The 17146-nt window shown below is 58.3% G+C and carries 15 protein-coding genes and 2 pseudogenes; 8 read left to right on the top strand and 9 right to left on the bottom strand.

The annotated features are described in order from the left end of the window. Nucleotides 1–96: 96 nt before the first annotated feature. Nucleotides 97–405, top strand: a complete 309-nt coding sequence (locus tag CJU81_RS02735) for a type II toxin-antitoxin system TacA family antitoxin (protein WP_095035405.1) — start codon at nt 97–99, stop codon at nt 403–405. After that, complete coding sequence (locus CJU81_RS02730) at nt 363–881, top strand: hypothetical protein (RefSeq protein WP_095035404.1); 519 nt, start codon at nt 363–365, stop codon at nt 879–881. Before CJU81_RS02735 ends, CJU81_RS02730 begins: the two co-directional genes overlap by 43 nt. Before the next feature lie 95 nt (nt 882–976). Here CJU81_RS02730 and betA read toward each other — a convergent pair whose 3' ends face one another. The 4 genes from betA to speB all read right to left on the bottom strand — a co-directional run bounded on the left by betA (nt 977) and on the right by speB (nt 6907). Continuing rightward, on the bottom strand, nt 977–2665 hold the full coding sequence (gene betA, locus CJU81_RS02725) for a choline dehydrogenase (protein ID WP_095035403.1): 1689 nt from the start codon (nt 2663–2665) through the stop codon (nt 977–979). Between the two features lie 2 nt (nt 2666–2667). Further along, nucleotides 2668–4203, bottom strand: a complete 1536-nt coding sequence (locus tag CJU81_RS02720) for a purine-cytosine permease family protein (protein ID WP_095035402.1) — start codon at nt 4201–4203, stop codon at nt 2668–2670. 120 nt (nt 4204–4323) lie between these two features. Next, nucleotides 4324–5832 carry an aldehyde dehydrogenase family protein gene (locus CJU81_RS02715; RefSeq protein ID WP_095035401.1) on the bottom strand — a complete coding sequence of 503 codons (1509 nt, stop codon included), beginning with the start codon at nt 5830–5832 and terminating at the stop codon, nt 4324–4326. 97 nt (nt 5833–5929) lie between these two features. Next, nucleotides 5930–6907, bottom strand: a complete 978-nt coding sequence (gene speB, locus CJU81_RS02710; RefSeq protein WP_095035400.1) for an agmatinase — start codon at nt 6905–6907, stop codon at nt 5930–5932. 153 nt (nt 6908–7060) lie between these two features. Between speB and CJU81_RS02705 the strand changes: the two genes are divergently transcribed. From CJU81_RS02705 to CJU81_RS02695, 3 genes and pseudogenes are all read left to right on the top strand, one after another. Further along, nucleotides 7061–7972 carry a LysR family transcriptional regulator gene (locus CJU81_RS02705; RefSeq protein WP_095035399.1) on the top strand — a complete coding sequence of 304 codons (912 nt, stop codon included), beginning with the start codon at nt 7061–7063 and terminating at the stop codon, nt 7970–7972. A 47-nt stretch (nt 7973–8019) separates the two neighbouring features. After that, nucleotides 8020–8145: pseudogene (locus CJU81_RS02700) on the top strand (GntR family transcriptional regulator); the annotation flags it as partial. A 200-nt stretch (nt 8146–8345) separates the two neighbouring features. After that, nucleotides 8346–9026 (top strand): annotated as a pseudogene (locus CJU81_RS02695) (MFS transporter); the annotation flags it as partial. Nucleotides 9027–9064: 38 nt separating this feature from the next. Here the strand turns inward: CJU81_RS02695 and CJU81_RS02690 are convergent. The 4 genes from CJU81_RS02690 to CJU81_RS02675 form a co-directional block, all read right to left on the bottom strand. Beyond that, nucleotides 9065–10330 (bottom strand): diguanylate cyclase domain-containing protein, encoded by a 1266-nt coding sequence (locus CJU81_RS02690; protein ID WP_095035398.1) that lies wholly within the window; start codon nt 10328–10330, stop codon nt 9065–9067. Nucleotides 10331–10408: 78 nt separating this feature from the next. After that, nucleotides 10409–11044 carry a LysE family translocator gene (locus tag CJU81_RS02685; RefSeq protein ID WP_095035397.1) on the bottom strand — a complete coding sequence of 212 codons (636 nt, stop codon included), beginning with the start codon at nt 11042–11044 and terminating at the stop codon, nt 10409–10411. 102 nt (nt 11045–11146) lie between these two features. Beyond that, a complete protein-coding gene (locus CJU81_RS02680) occupies nt 11147–12304 on the bottom strand; it encodes a phospholipase D-like domain-containing protein (RefSeq protein WP_095035396.1) in 1158 nt (385 codons plus the stop codon). A gap of 1 nt (nt 12305) precedes the next feature. After that, on the bottom strand, nt 12306–12896 hold the full coding sequence (locus CJU81_RS02675) for a YceI family protein (protein WP_095035395.1): 591 nt from the start codon (nt 12894–12896) through the stop codon (nt 12306–12308). 235 nt (nt 12897–13131) lie between these two features. Here CJU81_RS02675 and olsB point away from each other — a divergent pair, with 235 nt between their 5' ends. Beyond that, nucleotides 13132–13887, top strand: a complete 756-nt coding sequence (gene olsB / locus CJU81_RS02670; protein ID WP_095035394.1) for an L-ornithine N(alpha)-acyltransferase — start codon at nt 13132–13134, stop codon at nt 13885–13887. Further along, nucleotides 13887–14678, top strand: a complete 792-nt coding sequence (locus CJU81_RS02665) for a lysophospholipid acyltransferase family protein (protein ID WP_095035393.1) — start codon at nt 13887–13889, stop codon at nt 14676–14678. Before olsB ends, CJU81_RS02665 begins: the two co-directional genes overlap by 1 nt. Nucleotides 14679–16096: 1418 nt before the next feature. On the opposite strand, the gene CJU81_RS02645 is transcribed toward CJU81_RS02665, so the two are convergent. Then, nucleotides 16097–16684, bottom strand: coding sequence for an ACP phosphodiesterase (locus tag CJU81_RS02645; protein WP_095035392.1), 588 nt, complete (start codon nt 16682–16684; stop codon nt 16097–16099). Nucleotides 16685–16838: 154 nt separating this feature from the next. On the opposite strand from CJU81_RS02645, the gene CJU81_RS02640 reads away from it, so the two are divergent. Beyond that, on the top strand, nt 16839–17141 hold the full coding sequence (locus CJU81_RS02640; RefSeq protein WP_019822239.1) for an ArsR/SmtB family transcription factor: 303 nt from the start codon (nt 16839–16841) through the stop codon (nt 17139–17141). Nucleotides 17142–17146 lie beyond the last annotated feature (5 nt).

The following is a 17146-nucleotide window of genomic DNA, read 5'->3' as shown; positions in this document are numbered from 1 at the left end:
AACAGCTATGACTCTTCAAACCAGCCGAGCAACGACCAAATGAACCGAAGGAGGTAAACCACCAAATCACCACGAAATACCACTGGAGCTAGACCGATGACCAACTCACTTTTGCGTGCAGATACCACCACTGCAGAGCGAACCAAATCCGTCCCGCTCAACATGCGGGTCGATTTTAAGAAACGAGACTTGATCGATGTGGCCGCAGCCATCTCGGGAAGTGATCGAACCAGCTTCATCCTGGATGCCGCTTGTAAAAAAGCAGAGGAGGTCATTCTGGATCAACGCCTGTTCGTCCTTGCTGACGATGACTTCGACGCTTTCGAGCAAGCCTTACAGAATAATCCCGTAAGGAGTAACGCATGCATCCAGAAGCTGCTGAACAGGCCCTCTCGCTGGAGCTGAACGCCCCGGTAAAGCTGAATGAAATCCACAATCTGGACCCCTTCGATTGTGGCGAGGAGACAATCAACGAATACCTGAAGAAAAAAGCTCTAAGAGCCCAAGCGTCCAAGACCGCCACTGTGCTAGTCACTTGTATAAAAGGTACAAATACCGTCGTCGGCTATTACACATTGTCGAGCGGGACGATAATGCGGGCAAATGTCGTACCCAAAAAAGCGCAGCGCAACTCGCCCGATCAGCACCCTATTACAGTCCTCGGTCGCATGGGCGTGTGTAGGACGCTCCAAGGTACTGGACTGTCGCTAGACCTAATTCAAGACGCCGTACTTCGTGCCATCAGCGCTTCTGAAGACGTCGCATCAACTGCACTCATAGTCCATCCGCTTAATGATCGGTTGGTGGGGCTTTATGAGAAGGTCGGATTTATTCGCTGCCCGCAACTTTCCCCAATCACGATGATGCTTCCTTTCACCTGATTGGTACTGCACAGCGACTGGCCGCACTCTAATGCGGCCGGTTAAATTCTTCGCCCCCCATTTTTATGCCCGTTGCACCTCCCATGGCACTAACCTCAAACGCTGACTTTTCTCACCGGCGCTGACGTGCGTTGACGTGTTTCCCATTGTGCGGCTAGCCCTACCACCACATCGGATTCCGGCAGCATACTGCGCCCGCGAACCAGGTCTGCCGCCCGCTCGGCCAGCATGATGGTCGGCGCATTGAGGTTGCCATTGGGCTCCGTCGGGAACACGGACGAGTCGATAACACGCAAGCCTTCCATCCCGCGCACCCGCAGTTGAGAATCCACCACGGCCATATCGTCCTCGCCCATGCGGCACGATCCGCAAGGGTGGTAGGTGCTTTCCAGGTTTTCGCGCACAAACGCATCAATTTCGGCATCGCTATTGACGTTCGGCCCCGGTGCAATCTCGGTGTCCCGGAAACGGTCCATCGCGGGCTGGCCGATGATTTCCCGGGTCAGGCGCACGCAACGACGGAAGCCCTCGCGGTCTTCTTCGCGTTGCAGGTAATTGAACAGAATCTGCGGATGCTCGTAAGGGTCCGCCGAGCGTAGCCGCACATGGCCGCGGCTCTTGGGTTTGTTCGGCCCGGTAAGCACCATAAAACCATGGCCCTTGATCGGTTTTTTGCCGTCATAGCGCATGGCCGCGGGCAAAAAGTGGAACTGAATATCCGGCCAGCGCAGCCCTTCCCCGGAGCGGATAAAACCGCCCGCTTCAAAGTGGTTGGTGGCGCCGAGACCGTCCTTGCACAGCAACCAGCGCAGGCCAATCATCAGCTTGCTCAGGGGGTCCATTTTGCTGTTGAGGGTGACCGGCTCCTTGCAGCCGTACTGGATATAGATTTCAGAGTGGTCCTGAAGGTTTTCGCCGACGCCCGCAAGGTCATGTCGCACCTCAACCCCGGCCTTGCTCAGCACTGCTGCCGGGCCAATGCCGGAACGTTGCAGCAAGTGGGGCGAGCCGATCGGCCCTGCGCAAATCAGCACTTCGCGCTTGCAGTAAACCGTATGGGTCTGACCATCACGGTCATAGCTCACGCCCACCGCGCGCTTGCCATCGAGAATAATCTGGCGGGTCATTGCCTGGGTGATCACGGTCAAATTGGGCCGCTGCATGGCCGGGCGCAAATAGGCATTGGCCGTGGAACAGCGCACGCCGTCCTTGACCGTCATATGCATGGCACCGAAGCCTTCCTGCATATAGCCATTACAGTCGTCGGTCTTGATATAGCCCGCTTCGGCACCCGCATCAACCCATGCCCCATACAGCGGGTTTTTCATATTGTTGCCACTGGTGGTATGCAACGGACCGCTGCCACCGCGGTACTCGTCACCGCCCGCATCGCAGCTCTCAGCCCGCTTGAAGTACGGCAGACAATTGCGGTAACCCCAGCCCTCAGCCCCGAGGGATTCCCACTCGTCAAAGTCGAAGGCATGGCCACGGATATACACCAGCCCGTTGATCGACGACGAGCCCCCCAGCACCTTGCCCCGCGGGCAGTGGATACGACGGCCGTTAAGGTATGGCTCGGGCTCGGACTCGTAGCGCCAGTTGTACTTGGTGGTGTTCATCGGGATCGAGAACGCACTCGGCATCTGGATCACCACACTGCGATCACTGCCGCCGTATTCCAGCACCAGCACCCGGGTATCGGCATCTTCAGTCAGCCGATTGGCCAGTACGCATCCGGCAGAGCCCGCGCCAATGATGATGTAATCAAAATCTGTGATCGCCATATCTATCTCCCAAAATTCGTAACGCCGGACAGCGGCGCAAGCGGCATCGTTGCCTTGTCCCCGGTGGTGTAATGCGGATGCGTCAACTCGATACCCTGAATCACGGCTTCTTCGTTTTTCAGGTCGATGGAACGGCTGAGCCAGAAGTACACCAGCCCCGAAACGACAAGCCCGACCAGCCATGCCACATCGATATTGCCCAACGCCCTGGCCAGCGGACCGACATAGACCTCCTTCTGCGCCACGCCATCAAAGATGTAGAAGAACGGAATCATCGCGATAAAACCGATGGCGTAAGAGGCAAGGCCACGCAGCCCCCAACTGCCATAGAGGCTGTCATGGGGGGTGAAGAAGTGCGGAATGGCGTAGCGGCCCTTGCGTACGAAGAAGTAATCCGTGAGGTTGACTGCGGTCCAGGGCACCAGGAAATACAGCATCACCACCAGGTAGATACCCAATACCGACAGGCCCTTGTCCGAGTCCTGAAGGCTCAGCGAAACCCCCAGTTGCAGCAGGATCACGAAAGCGATGGCCAGGATGCGTGCCTTGCGCGTCGGCTCAATATGTTTGATGGAGTCCACACAGGTCAGGGTGGTCAGCTTGGCGCTGTAGATGTTCATGGCGATGACCGGCAGAAACACCAGGATCGTCACCCCGACCACAAAGATGCCCATCATCGGCGACACCGTATTGCCCACTTGCGACAGGGCCACCAGCACGTTACTGGCATGCAGGTGGTCAGCCAGCCAGGCACCTACAGCAATCATCCAGGCACCTGACAAAGAGGCACCGAGAAAAACCACCGCAATCAACTTGCCGCTGTGGGTGTTCTTGGGCAGGTAGCGTGAGTAGTCGGAGACATACGGCGCATAGGCGATGTTGTAGCTGGCGGCTGCGGCAAACTGGGTGATAAAGCCGGTCCAGTTGAACCCCAAAGGCGCCGGGGCAATTTCACCGACAGCCAGCAGCGGCATCGGCGCATCGGGCACCCAGTTCATCAGCACGGCCAGGGTCACCAGACCGTAAAGCGGAATTGACAAAAACAACGCCCATTTGAAACTGCGGTGCATCCAGTCATGCCCCAGAATCGCCAGCACCGTCGCCGGTACCGTTACGGCCAGCGCGACGACCAACGGGTTGAAACCAAACAGCTCCTTGAGGCCCTGCATCATCAACACCATGTTGACGATATTGAAACCAGCGAACACAAACAGCGTCGCCAGCAACGCCAGAATCACCCCGCGATAGCCGAACTGGGCCCGCGACTGGATCATCTGCGGCAAGCCAAGATGCGGCCCCTGGGAGCCGTGAAAGGCCATGAACAAAGTGCCGAACATGATGCCCAGCGTCCCGGCCAGAATGGTCCATAAAGCGCTCAGGCCGACACTGGGGCCCACAAAGCCAATGGTCATGGTGAAAAACGTGAAGTTACCGAGAAACCAGAACGGCCCCTGGCTGGAGAGCTTATCGGTGCGTTCGCTTTCGGGAATAAAGTCGATCGAGTGCCCTTCGACAGCCGATTTGGCATGAGTGTCCATGATGTACTCGCAGAGGTAGTGAAGATCATGACCAGATAACCACCCTGCGCAGGCGCGCACCGGGGCGCCTCTTTACAGAGACGCGACAGGCGCCCGACGCAGAAGAGCGTCAGTAGACACTCAGGGCAGCGTTATCCACACCGCTTTGGTTTCCAGCAGGTAATCGAGCTGTTCAGCGCCCAGATCCTTGCCGAAACCCGACTGTTTATAGCCACCGAACGGCATCGAAGGGTCGAGGGTGCCGTGCGCGTTGACGTAGACCGAACCGGCCCGCAGCCGCGGAATCAGGCTGTGCACGCGGCCCAGGTCATTGGAGTAAAGCGCGGCAGCAAGGCCGTAAGGCGAGTCGTTGGCCAGCGCCAGCGCTTCTTCTTCATCATCGAACGGCGCAGTGACCAGCACCGGACCGAAGATTTCTTCCTGGACGATCTGCATGTCATTGCGACAATGGGCAAAGATCGTCGGCTCGACAAAATAACCGGGCCCATCGACGGGCCGACCGCCATGGACCAGCTCGGCGCCTTCACGCTTGCCGATTTCGATGTAGTCCAGCACCCGTTGTTTCTGCAAGGCCGAGACCAGCGGGCTGATAAAGCAATCAGGGTCCAGCCCCGGTGCCATCTTCAGGGTGCGCGTGTACGCAATCAGTTCACGCAAAAAACTGTCGTAAATGCTGCGATGCACGTAAGCGCGAGTGCCCGCATCGCACACCTGGCCCGAGTTGAAAAACACCCCATTGGCGATCGCCTGGGCCGCCGCCGGCACATCCGCATCGGTCAGTACGATCACCGGCGATTTGCCGCCCAGTTCCAGGGTCAGACGCTTCATGTCGTCCAGCGCCGCCTGCCCCACTGTACGCCCCACCGGGGTCGAGCCGGTAAACGTCAGCTTGTCGATACCCGGATGGGTCGCCATCGCCGCACCCACCACACTGCCGCGCCCGGTGACGATGTTGACCACACCTTCGGGTATGCCCGCTTGCTGCACCAGCTCGGCAAAGCGCAGGGCCGACAATGACGTCAGTTCGGCTGGCTTGACCACCACGGTGCAGCCGGTGGCCAGGGCAGCACCGAGCTTCCAGGCCATGGTTTGCAGCGGGAAGTTCCACGGCACAATGGCGCCCACCACGCCAATGGGTTCCTTGCGGGTGTAGGCCAGGTAGTTACCGGGCAGAGAAGGCTCGACAGTGCGACCATGAATCTTGGTCGCCCAACCGGCGAAATAGCGCAGCGTATCGACCGTACCCTGCAGATCGACACCCCGGGCACTGGCCACGGACTTGCCCATGTCGATCGACTCGATTTCGGCCAGTTCATCGGCATTGGTTTCAATCAGGTCCGCCAGCCGATGCATCAACCGTTCACGCTCCTGCGGCTTGAGCTGGCGCCAGGCGCCACCGTCAAACTGCGCCCGTGCGGCTTGTACGGCGCGATCCAGATCGGCTGTGGTGCCCATGGGGATGCGGGTCAATAACCCCTCGGTCGAGGGCTCGATCACATCAGACGTTTGCCCGTCACTGGCTTCGACCCACTGGCCACCAATAAACATCTTCTGGTGTTTGCCGAGAAACTTTTGCGTCGCTTCGCTTACGCCGAATTTCTGCAAATACTGTTTGACCGTCATGTCCATTTTTATTCTCTCGGGCCGGAGTGAAGGTCACGCCAGGCCTCTTGGGTTCAAGACTCGATCCGGGGGCTGCACACTCATCCCCGGCGTGTTGCATTGTTCAGAGTTCGCGCGCTCTGGCCCGCTCGTGGTAGATAAAGCCGATGCTGTTGAGCAGCAATTGCGCAGCCAGAATCGAGGTCACGCCGGCCGGGTCATACACCGGTGCAACCTCTACCAGGTCCATGCCGATGATGTTGCCCTTGCTGCGTTTGGCCAGGGCCTGGATGATTTCCAGCACCTCGTAGTAGAGAAAGCCACCGTGGCTAGGGGTGCCCGTGCCGGGGGCAATGGAAGGGTCAAAACCGTCGATATCAATGGTGATGTAGTACTTGACCCCCTGCGGAATCAACTCCAGCACACCCTCGGTGCCAAGGCGGCGCACATCACGTACCGACAGGATTCTGGACCCGGCAGCGTGGGCCGCTTCATAGTCATCACGGTTGGAGGACGACACGTTGCGGATGCCCATCTGGGTCATGCCGACAATGTGGTTCATTTCAGAAGCCCGACGCAACGGGTTGCCGTGGCCATAGCGCACGCCATGACGCTCGTCGACGAAGTCCAGATGCGCATCGAAATGCACGATGTGAATCGGCCCCTTGCCTTCAAACGCCTTGATCACAGGAGCATGCACCGAGTGATCGCCACCCAGCACCACCGGCATGGCACCGGACGCGAGAATCTTGCGTACGGCATATTCGATATTGTCGTTGCTGGCATTCATGTCGGTGTGGACGATATCGGCATCCCCCACATCTACCATGCGCACATCCTGCGCAGTCAGGTACATCACGTCATCTTCGTGATCGTAGGCACCGGCATGACCAAAGGAAAACAGCGTCGAGGCTTCGCGAATTCCGCGCGGGCCCAAACGAGCGCCAGAGCGCCATTGGGTGCCCATGTCATTGGGTGCGCCGAGGATCGCCACGTCAGCATCCAGCGCATCCCAGTCAGTGCACACCGGGGCCTTTCCAAACGTACAGTGACCTACGAACGGAAGGTTCAAACGGCCGGATTCATACCCATTCTTAGACATGCGATGTATCTCCAGTTCTTGTTATTGGCGAGGACAGTGCTGGTAAGCGTCCCCTGCTGGAGTAACTATGAGCGCAGGTTTTGATGGAAAAAATGCCAATCATCCGATACTCATATCGGCCTGTCCGATGCATCAAGAGAAGGGAGTACCGGCGTGAATCAACTGCACACTGTTGATCTGAAACTGCTCAGGGTCTTTGTCGAGATCGTCAAATGCGGCGGTTTTTCTGCAGCCCAGGCGGCCCTGAATATCGGCCAGTCGACCATCAGCGAACAAATGACCCACCTCGAAACCCGTCTCGGGGTAAAGCTGTGCCAGCGCGGGCGCAGCGGCTTTCGCCTGACCGAGCAAGGGGTGGCCATTTACGAATCCACCCAGCGCCTGCTGCAGGCCGTGGACTCCTTTTGCCTGGATGCCGGCGTGCTCAAACAGCACATCACCGGCGTGCTCAACCTGGGCATCATCGACTCCACCATCAGCGACCCCGGCTCGCCCCTGCCCAGAACCACTCAGCGTTTTGTATCCCGGGGCCACGATGTACACCTCAATGTGTATGTCGGCACCCCGGCCGAACTGGAAGAACGGGTCCTCGACAACCGTTTGCACCTGGCAATCGGACACTTTCCCAACCCCGTACCGGGGCTTGAGTATTCCCCCCTCTACCATGAGGCACTGGGGCTCTATTGCGGGCGTCGCCACCCCTTGTTCGGTAGCACGGCAGAGAGCGAAGAATTACTGGAAGAGATCGGCGAAAGCAGAATAGTGGCCCGGGGCTTTATGCAGCAATACGATCTGGATAGTCTGGGCGTGAGCAAGGCGGCGGCCACGGTCGACAATATCGAGGCGCTGGCCATTTTGATCATCTCGGGGGCCTACCTGGGCTTTTTGCCCAATCACTTCGCGGCCCAGTGGGTCAAGACCGGCGAGATGCAACAACTGGCGCCCAACAGCCTTGGCCTGACCTCACCATTTGATCTGATCACCCGTCGAGGCGTTGCCCCACCACCGATTTTGCGGGTGTTTCTGGAAGATCTGGCCGCCACACGTCACGACACAAGTGCCTGAGAGCGCAATAAAAACAATTGAGGCAAAACTCCATGAAATCCCCCGGTGGTCGGCTGCAAGGCGGCACCCGACTGCCCTCCACGCGAACCCTGTGCAAAGAGCAGTCGCTGTCGCGAATTACCATCCTCAACGCGTTTGATCAGTTGATTGCCGAGGGGTTTCTGGAGTCACGTTGCTGGACTTCGCCTGGCGCCATGAGCTGCAAGGCCTGAGCCTGCATTTGCTGGATGGCGAGGCCAACAGCCTGAGCTAAATGAACCCGGATCAGTTGCAGGTATTCAGCGACAAGGCTGCAAAACTCGGCCTGGATGTGCATCTGGAAATCAGCAGCACCCGCAAGGAGGACTTCGATCAGGTCATCGCCATCGCCAGGGCCAACGCCATTATCGCCACCGCACTGTTCGTGCTCGGCGGCTATCTGGCGGACCGCTTTGACACCCGCAAACTCATCCCTCTGGGCCTGATCGGCACCGGCGGCCTGGGGCTTTATCTGGCCACCTTCCCCGGCTTCGACAAGCTGCTGATCGTGTTCTGCCTGCTGGCGGTGTGCGCGGACTGCATCTATTGGCCAGCCCTGCTCAAGGCCGTGCGCAACCTGGGCGAGAAGAACGAACAAGGGCGCATGTTCGGCTTTCTGGAGGGCGGTCGGGGCATCGTGGACACGCTGGTGGCTTTTTCAGCCCTGGGCGTATTCGTAGCCATGGGCTCGGGTGAGGCGGGGCTCAAGTCGGCCATCGTGTTCTATTCGTTGGTGGACATCACCGCGGGTATCGTCACCTGGTTCCTGTTGCGCGACAGCAAAGGATCACCGGTGGTCAAAAAGGAAGTCGGCGCATCCGGTATCTCCGGGCTGCTTGAAGCTATCCGTATTCCCGGTATATGGCTGGTCAGCCTCAACGTATTTATGGTCTATATCGTGTACTGCGGCCTGACTTACTTTATTCCTTACCTCAAGGATATCTACGAACTGCCAGTGGCCCTGGTCGGTGCCTACGGCATCATCAACCAGTACTTCCTGAAAATTCTGGGTGGCCCGGCGGGTGGTTATATGGCCGGCTCGCTCCCACAGGTTTTATGGTGCTGAACAGCACTTCACCCTCTCCCGCGCTTTTTAACCCCGTACATCGCCGTATCTGCATAGTGCAGCAACTGCTGGGCATGCTCGCCGTGTTCGGGGTATACGGCAATGCCGATGCTGGGGAAGATGTTTAACGTATGGTCGCCAACGTAGACGGGCTGGCTAAGGTTGATACGGATTTTTTCAGCCACGATCAGCGCATGCTCCGCCAGCTTGAGCCGTTCCAGCACCAGCACAAACTCGTCACCGCTCATCCTCGACACCGTGTCACTCTCCCGCACGCACAGGGTCAGACGTCGTGCTGTCTGTTGCAGCAAGTCATCACCGACAGCATGCCCGTAGTTGTCGTTAACAAGCTTGAAGTGGTCGAGGTCGACATAGAGCACGGCCAGGCACTCGTTGTCGCGCTTTGCGCTTATCAATGCGCGGTGCAAACGGTCGTAAAGCAGCTCTCGATTGGGCAAGTGAGTCAAGGCATCGTATTGCGCCAGATACTGCAGGCGGGCATGCAACTGCTTGCGTTCAATGGCCGCCGCCACCTGGGTCGACACGTATTGCAGCAGGTCCCGGTGCTCCTCGGTGTAGCGCTCTTCTCCTTGCAGGCTCTTGACCACCAGCGCTCCGATAATGCCGTTCTGGGTTGTCAGCGGTACGCCCAACCATGACGGTGCATTGTCGTCACTGCGGATCAGGGCCCGGCCACTGTCCACCACCTCCTCACTGAGGTGGCGAATCTGCGGGCAAAGGTCATCAACATGATAGGGAAAAGTCAGCACCCCCTGATCGCGCAATGCCACTGTAAAGCTCAGCGCCGGCAGCCATTGGCCGATAAGCTGGTGTACGCACGGGAACAGCGCCAGCAAGTCTTCAGCGCCGTGGGCAGCCTCGGAAATCGCGAAAAGCGCCGACTGGCGCGACTCTGCCTGTTTGCGTTCGGTGATGTCACGGGCCACGGCAACGCGCATTTCATGGGTTTCGGACCAGCGTGCAGACCACTGGATATGCACCACATGGCCGTCCTTGTGAACATAGCGGTTCTCGAAGTTGAGCTTGGGTTCACCCGCCATAATATCGTTGGCCGCCAGCAGGGTTCGCTCACGGTCGGCCGGGAACACCAGATCAATCATGGCCGTGCCGATCAGTTCCCGGGGTTCATAGCCGAGGATACGCTTGCTCGCCGCACTGACATAAACGAAGCGGCCATTGCGGTCCACCACACATACAGCGTCCAGCAGCAGGTCGACAAAACCTGCCTGTAGCAGGTAACTCTTGATGTCCATAGGGCAACGCAGCCTCAGGGTTAAACCTCAACAGTCATCCCTGAGACCTCAACCGCACTGCATTCCCTGCGACTTACTTTAAACGATAGTTCGTAACAGCCCCGGCAGTGCATGCATCAATGCACTGATGGCAAAACCGATGAACATCACCCCGCACAACCGGGTAATCAGCAGTTCGTGACGCTGATAGAGTGCCCTGACATGCCCCGCGCCGACAATACCGACCAGAATCATGTAGGCCAGCGCCCCGCCCACAAAGCTCAACGCGATCAGCCAGGGCAGCATGGCCCAGGTCAAAAGCTCTGCGCGGCTGGAAAGCAACGCCGTGAAGGTTGCCACTGCCACCGGGTACGCCTTGGGGTTGGTCAAACCGAACAATATGCCGTGGGCAAACGGCTGCCGCGCCGGGCCTTGTCGGGCGCCGCCGCTGGATTGGGCGCAAACGGCGCGGATGCCCAGCCAGAACAGATACAGCCCGCTGATCAAACCCAAGACGTTGAATGCGGTGCTGCCAAATTCACGGGCACCAACGATGGCAATCAGCGCCGTGCTGCACCAGATCACGTCACCGAGCAAATGCCCACACAAAAAACCTGCACCGGCACGCCGCCCACGGGCAGCGCCAATGCCAAAAACAGCCAGCACGCCCGGCCCCGGGGTAATGCCATAGATAAAACCGGAAGCCAGTACGGCCAATAACAACGAAGGTGTCATGCAAAACGCTCCAGAAAATCATGCCTCACGCTGTCACGTTGCCCGTGAAGTGAGCCGATTTTGCACGTTCTGCAGGGTTATGTAACCGCGCGCAGGGCAAATCTAGTGTCGACGCCCCAAAACATTCACCACCAGCCTATCAACCCAGCCCCAGATGCGCTGTTTTACTCGCCGCCACAGTGGTCGGGATTGCCAGTCCTGCAGGCTGACAGGCTCGCTCTGGGCGAAGTCGGCAGTAAAGCTGGCCGCCACCGCTTGCGTGAGCGCCGGGTCCAGCGCTTCAAGGTTGGCCTCAAGATTGAAGCGCAGGTTCCAGTGGTCGAAATTGCACGAGCCAATGCTCACCCAATCGTCGATCAGGACCATTTTCAGGTGCAGGAAACAGGGTTGGTACTCCAGGATCTGCACGCCGGACTTGAGCAGTCTCGGGTAGTAACGGTGCCCGGCGTAGCGCACCGAAGGGTGGTCCGTGCGTGGCCCCGTCAGCAGCAGCCGCACATCGACGCCCCGCGCCGCCGCCCGACGCAGCGAACGGCGCACGCTCCAGGTCGGCAGGAAGTACGGTGTGGCCAACCAGATACGCTGCTGGGAACTGTTAATCGCGCGCACCAGCGACTGCAGGATGTCGCGATGCTGATGGGCGTCGGCGTAAGCCACACGGCCCATGCCCACGGCTTCTTCAGGCATGTTTGGCACCTTCGCCAGGCCAAAGTGGGTCGCCGGTTTCCACGCCTTGCGGCTGATATTGGCGCGCCATTGGCGATCGAACAGCATCTGCCAGTCGAGCACCAACGGCCCCTGCATCATGACCATCACTTCATGCCAGTCGCAGGTATTTTCATTCGGCCGCCAAAATTCGTCGGTAACCCCGGTACCGCCAACTACGGCCAATTGCTGGTCCACCAGCAACAGCTTGCGATGATCGCGGTACAGGTTGTTCAAGCCACCGCGCCAGCGCAGCGGGTTGTAATGGCGCAGCTCGACCCCGGCCTCGACCAGCCTGCGGCGCAAACCCGGGCCCAGCCCCAGGCTGCCGTAGGCATCAAACAGGCAACGTACCCGCACCTCGCGCCATGCTGCTTGCTCCAGAGCCTGCACGATGATTTCGGCACAGTCACCGGCTTCAACCAGATACAGCTCAAGATCGATCTGTTCCTGTGCCTGCTCGATAGCGGCCAGCATGCGCGGGAAAAACTGCGGGCCGTCGATCAACAACTCGAACTGATTGTCGCTGCGCCAGCCAAACACCGCGCCAGCCATCTTAGCGGGCCGTGAAAATCAGCACCGCATTTACCGGTACTGAAAAACTGATGGCCGAAAGCCCGGCCAGTTTGCGCAAGGTTTCGAGCTCCGGTTGCAGGCCAAAATCTTCGGCTTGCAGCATCAGCGGCTCCAGGGTCACGACCTGAAAGCGTCGTTCATCCAGACGCGTGGCCAACAGCTCGGCCTCATAGGTGTGCTGTTTGCCGCGCAAGTTGACCGTTACCGGCAAGTGCAACTCCAGTTGCGCACCGGGGGCCAGATCGTTGATCGGTTGCAGGTCGATCTGCGCGCTGATCTGCGCTTCGGGGAAGTGCTTGAAATCAAAAAGCACGTCGCGCATGCGCTCATCACGCAAAGGGACTGCGCTGTTGACCGAATCCATCTCGATCCGCAATTGCGCCAGGCCCTTGCGGTCAACCTTGCCATGCAGCACCAGAAACCGGTGCACATCGGCGATATTGGCATTTTGCGTGGTGATAAATGACAGCCGTGACGACTCACCATCCAGGTACCAGTTGGCCTGGGCCGTCAGATTTACGCCAAGGGTCAGCAACAAGACGCAGGCAGAAGAAAACAACGCTTTAAGCATAAAAACTCATCAACCAATAAACGTGGGTGAACAGTAAACCCGGCGAGCGGTTTTGGCAGGACTTTTTTCACCCTCTTAGGACGCCAGGCGCCACCGACAGTTCCTGCCCAGCCTGTCATACAAGCATCATCTAAACGTCACAGTGATGACATTGCACCTGCCTAGCCTGAAGTTGCACACCTCAGTCGATTGGCAGAAACCCAGAGCGGGCACAGTGCCTGCACGGAGATTCGCAATGTCCCAGATCGCCCGTATCCGCGACACCGCTCCAGAACGCCGCTTGCACGCTGAGCGTTTGCTCGGCCCCGCAGCATTGCGTGAGGCCCAAGCCTTGCGTTTTCGTGTGTTCAGCGGCGAATTGAAAGCCAAACTCAAAAGCACCGAACACGGGCTGGACGAAGACGGCTATGACGCTTATTGCGAACATATCGGGGTTCGCGATCTCAATAGCGGCCAACTGGTAGCCACCACCCGTTTGCTGGATCACAGCGCGGCGCAGCGTATCGGCCACTTCTACAGCGAAGAAGAATTCAACCTTCACGGACTGGCCAATCTGCAGGGGCCGGTGCTTGAAATCGGCCGCACCTGCGTCGACCCGGCCTACCGCAATGGCGGCACCATCGCCGTGCTTTGGGGCGAACTGGCCGAAGTCCTCAACCAGGGCAATTATCGCTACCTGATGGGCTGCGCCAGCATCCCGATGCAGGACGGTGGCATTCAGGCCCGGGCGATCATGCAGCGCTTGCGCGAGCGTTACTTGTGTACGGAACATTTACGTGCCGAACCGAAAAACCCGCTGCCGGCACAGGAAGTGCCTGCCAACGTCATCACTGAAATGCCGCCGCTGCTCAAGGCTTATATGCGCCTGGGCGCGAGGATTTGCGGCGAGCCCTGCTGGGATGAAGACTTTCAGGTGGCCGACGTATTTATCCTGCTCAAGCGCGATGAACTGTGCCCGCGTTATGCCCGCCACTTCAAGGCGGCCATGTGATGCGCCGCTTGCGCCGGTATGCCCGGGTGGCACGGGTGCTCGGGGTGGTCAGTCTGGGGTTGGGCATGGCGGGTATGTTCGGGCTGCTGGAGCGCCTGGGCCTGAACAGCACGATGGGCCGCCGCCAGCGCTGGTCGCAGTTTTTCATGACCCGCCTGAGCAATGCCCTGCCCTTTCGCGTCACCGTGGTCGGGGAACTCCCGGCAACACCGATGTTGTGGGTGAGCAATCACGTGTCCTGGACCGACATTGCGCTGCTCGGGCAACTGACCCCGCTGTCGTTTTTGTCCAAGTCCGAGGTGCGCGGCTGGCCAGTGGCCGGATGGTTGGCAGCCAAGGCTGGCAGTTTGTTTATCCGCCGGGGAGCTGGAGACAGCCAGTTGATCCGCGAGCAAATGACCCGACACCTGCAACAGCCACTGCCCTTGCTGATGTTTCCTGAAGGTACTACCACTGACGGGAGCTCGGTGCGTACCTTTCATGGGCGGTTGTTGTCGGCGGCGATCGACAGCCGTATGCCGCTGCAACCGGTGGCTATCCGCTATTTGCGCAATGGCGAGGTCGATGCGATAGCACCGTTTGTTGGGGATGACGATTTGCTGTCGCATCTGTTGCGACTGTTTAGCCATGAACAGGGCGATGTCGAGATCCATCTGCTGGAGCCCATTGCCAGCCAGGCGCAAGAACGTGCCGTGCTGGCGTTCAGAGCGCAGGAAGCGATACGACGGGTGGTGACGGCGCCAGTCACACAAACAGATCCGTTGCCGGAGAGAGTGGGGGCGATGATTTGAGCCGGGAGCGTCGTTAAACAACTGACCCACCGCGTACATATCCGGCATTTGTGTCTAACTGAAATATTGGTTTCGCTCTTACAGCGAGTCCCTTTTTGAAGGACCAAAAAGGAACCAAAAAGTCCTCGCCCCATCGTACGGCCTTCGCTGCGCTCAGGTTCCCTCGCGCAGGCTCTGCTCCGTGGGCACGCCGCCACGGGCCATCCATGGCCCATCGCGGCTCTCCCGGCATCCATGCCGGTCGACCCACTGCGCAGAACCTCCACTCGGCCTCCCGGGAGGGCAGGCAGATCAAAAGCACTACGCCGAGGCGGCCGACCGGCCGGCCTGTTTGGCGCAATTATGCTCAATCCTGTAGTCGCTGCCGAAGGAACGAGGCTGCGATTTTTAACGCGAATATCGGATATGTGCTCAATGCATCAGTTATAAAAACGCTATCAAACAGGCCGCAACCGCCAGCCCAGCACATCCAGCAAATCACACCCATCACGCAGCAATTGCTCCGAAACAGTTGCCCTAAAGCACAGCGCGTATAAATACACGCTCTGTCTTATATAGCAATTGCACATATTTCTGAAAATGTTCCAAGTCGCCAAACCCGGCCGCCTTATCGGCGAACACCGACTATAAGCGTCGTCCCCTCGCCCCAGCAATTGGCAAACCTGTGCGAAAAATCTTGAAAAAACGTGAGCTGGCAGTCTCTGTAGCCGCTGCCGAGGAACGAAGGCTGCGATCGGTTTGGTGCGCCACTGCGCCGCAGCAGTCGTAAACCTTGAGAACCTGGTTCAACTGACACAACGCATTGCCTGATTTTGCGACGACTTCGTCGCCGAACGCAGCCTTCGTTCCTCGGCAGCTGCTACAGGAACACTGCAACTGTGGGAGCGAGCCTGCTCGCGAAGGTCGTTCGCGAGCAGGCTCGCTCCCACAATAGGGCTTGACCTGCAACAGAGTATCTACAGAGATTGCGCAGTACACGCGAACCGAACAGGCCGGCCGGTCGGCCGCCTCGGGGCGCAGTGTTTTTGATCTGCCAGCCCTCCCGGGAGGCCGAGAGGAGGTTCTGTGGAGTGGGTCGACCGGCATGGATGCCGGGAGAGCCGCGATGGGCCATGGATGGCCCGTGGCGGCGTGCCCACGGAGCAGGACCGGAGCGAGGGAACCTGAGCGCAGCGAAGGCCGTACGATGGGGCGAGGACCTTTTGGTTCCTTTTGGGTCCTTCCAAAAGGGACTCGACGTAAGGTCGAAACCATAGTCTCAGTTAGACACAAATGCCGGATATGTACTCAACGTATCAGTTAAACAAACAAGATCAAGCAGGCCGCAACCGTCACACAGCAATTGACAAGCCTGTACGAAAAATCCCGAAAAAAGTGAGCTTATAATTTCTGTAGCAGTTGCCGAGAAGCGAAGGCTGCTACAGATATCCCTTCCGGTAACAACCCGCCGCATACACCTGCAACTGCGGATAAAACGCCCTAAAATCCTCACTCAGCGGTTCATACAATGCCTTTAAATCCCGCATCGCTCCGGCCAGTTCCTCGGGGCGCGACAAGCGCCGGGCGATACCGTTGAACACTTGCTCCAGTACGGCAAAATCCCGGTACGAACCCAACCAGTCATGCGCCGCCATATGCGGCGCAATAGTGGCAAGACGCCGTGGCAGCTCCTGCTCGGCCACCAGCACCCGGTAAAAGTCCGACGTAAAACGCTCCAGAGGCCCTTCGGCATACTGCACCCAATCCCGCGCCAGGCAATGGTCGAAAAACACGTCCAGGACAATGCCAGCATAGCGCCGGCGAGTATGGGCAAAGCGCGACAACGACTGATCAACCAAGGGGTGGTTGTCAGTAAAGACATCAATGCTGCGGTGCAGCGCAATACCGTGTTCAATATCAGGGCTGTATTGGCCGTGCAGCCGCCCTTTGACGAAATCGCCGTAAAGGCTGCCCAGCATTTCTTCCGGGCGTTGTCCGCCCAGGTGCAGATGTGCGAGATAATTCATCGGCGCAGTTTAGCACTGCCACACCAATATCGTTATAACCCGATATATCGATTTGAGCAGATCTAAGATCAAAATCATATTTGTATATCGCGATATTACGATTTAAAGTTCGCCTCATCGCGATATAACGTTGTACCCACTGAGCACGACCACCATGCCTATCGACCTCGACGAAATAATAAAAGCCCTGGCACACCCAGTACGCCGAGAAATTCTCAACGCTCTGAAAAACCCTGATGCGTCGTTCCCTGACCAGATCCACTCCACCGAACATGGCGTGTGCGCAGGGCAGTTTGATCAACTCTGCGGCCTGTCGCAGTCAACGGTCTCAGCCCACCTGGCAACGCTGCAGCGAGCAGGCCTTATTACCAGCCAAAAGCACGGCCAGTGGCACTTCTTCAAACGTAATGAGGAAACCATCAAGGTCTTCCTCGAAAAAATCAGCCAAGAGCTTTAACAAGG

The sequence above is a fragment of the Pseudomonas fragi genome (assembly GCF_002269505.1).
Taxonomy (GTDB): Bacteria; Pseudomonadota; Gammaproteobacteria; order Pseudomonadales; family Pseudomonadaceae; genus Aquipseudomonas; species Aquipseudomonas fragi_D.
The sequence above is the reverse complement of the archived record's forward strand: the minus strand, read 5'-3'. Positions and strand labels throughout refer to the sequence as shown.

What these genes read in the sequence shown, in the direction of transcription:
- CJU81_RS02735 (WP_095035405.1), top strand. Translation starts at nt 97, where the DNA reads ATGACCAACTCACTTTTGCGTGCAGATACCACCACTGCAGAGCGAACC.
- CJU81_RS02730 (WP_095035404.1), top strand. Translation starts at nt 363, where the DNA reads ATGCATCCAGAAGCTGCTGAACAGGCCCTCTCGCTGGAGCTGAACGCC.
- betA (WP_095035403.1), bottom strand. Translation starts at nt 2,665, where the DNA reads ATGGCGATCACAGATTTTGATTACATCATCATTGGCGCGGGCTCTGCC.
- CJU81_RS02720 (WP_095035402.1), bottom strand. Translation starts at nt 4,203, where the DNA reads ATGGACACTCATGCCAAATCGGCTGTCGAAGGGCACTCGATCGACTTT.
- CJU81_RS02715 (WP_095035401.1), bottom strand. Translation starts at nt 5,832, where the DNA reads ATGGACATGACGGTCAAACAGTATTTGCAGAAATTCGGCGTAAGCGAA.
- speB (WP_095035400.1), bottom strand. Translation starts at nt 6,907, where the DNA reads ATGTCTAAGAATGGGTATGAATCCGGCCGTTTGAACCTTCCGTTCGTA.
- CJU81_RS02690 (WP_095035398.1), bottom strand. Translation starts at nt 10,330, where the DNA reads ATGGACATCAAGAGTTACCTGCTACAGGCAGGTTTTGTCGACCTGCTG.
- CJU81_RS02685 (WP_095035397.1), bottom strand. Translation starts at nt 11,044, where the DNA reads ATGACACCTTCGTTGTTATTGGCCGTACTGGCTTCCGGTTTTATCTAT.
- CJU81_RS02680 (WP_095035396.1), bottom strand. Translation starts at nt 12,304, where the DNA reads ATGGCTGGCGCGGTGTTTGGCTGGCGCAGCGACAATCAGTTCGAGTTG.
- CJU81_RS02675 (WP_095035395.1), bottom strand. Translation starts at nt 12,896, where the DNA reads ATGCTTAAAGCGTTGTTTTCTTCTGCCTGCGTCTTGTTGCTGACCCTT.
- olsB (WP_095035394.1), top strand. Translation starts at nt 13,132, where the DNA reads ATGTCCCAGATCGCCCGTATCCGCGACACCGCTCCAGAACGCCGCTTG.
- CJU81_RS02665 (WP_095035393.1), top strand. Translation starts at nt 13,887, where the DNA reads ATGCGCCGCTTGCGCCGGTATGCCCGGGTGGCACGGGTGCTCGGGGTG.
- CJU81_RS02645 (WP_095035392.1), bottom strand. Translation starts at nt 16,684, where the DNA reads ATGAATTATCTCGCACATCTGCACCTGGGCGGACAACGCCCGGAAGAA.
- CJU81_RS02640 (WP_019822239.1), top strand. Translation starts at nt 16,839, where the DNA reads ATGCCTATCGACCTCGACGAAATAATAAAAGCCCTGGCACACCCAGTA.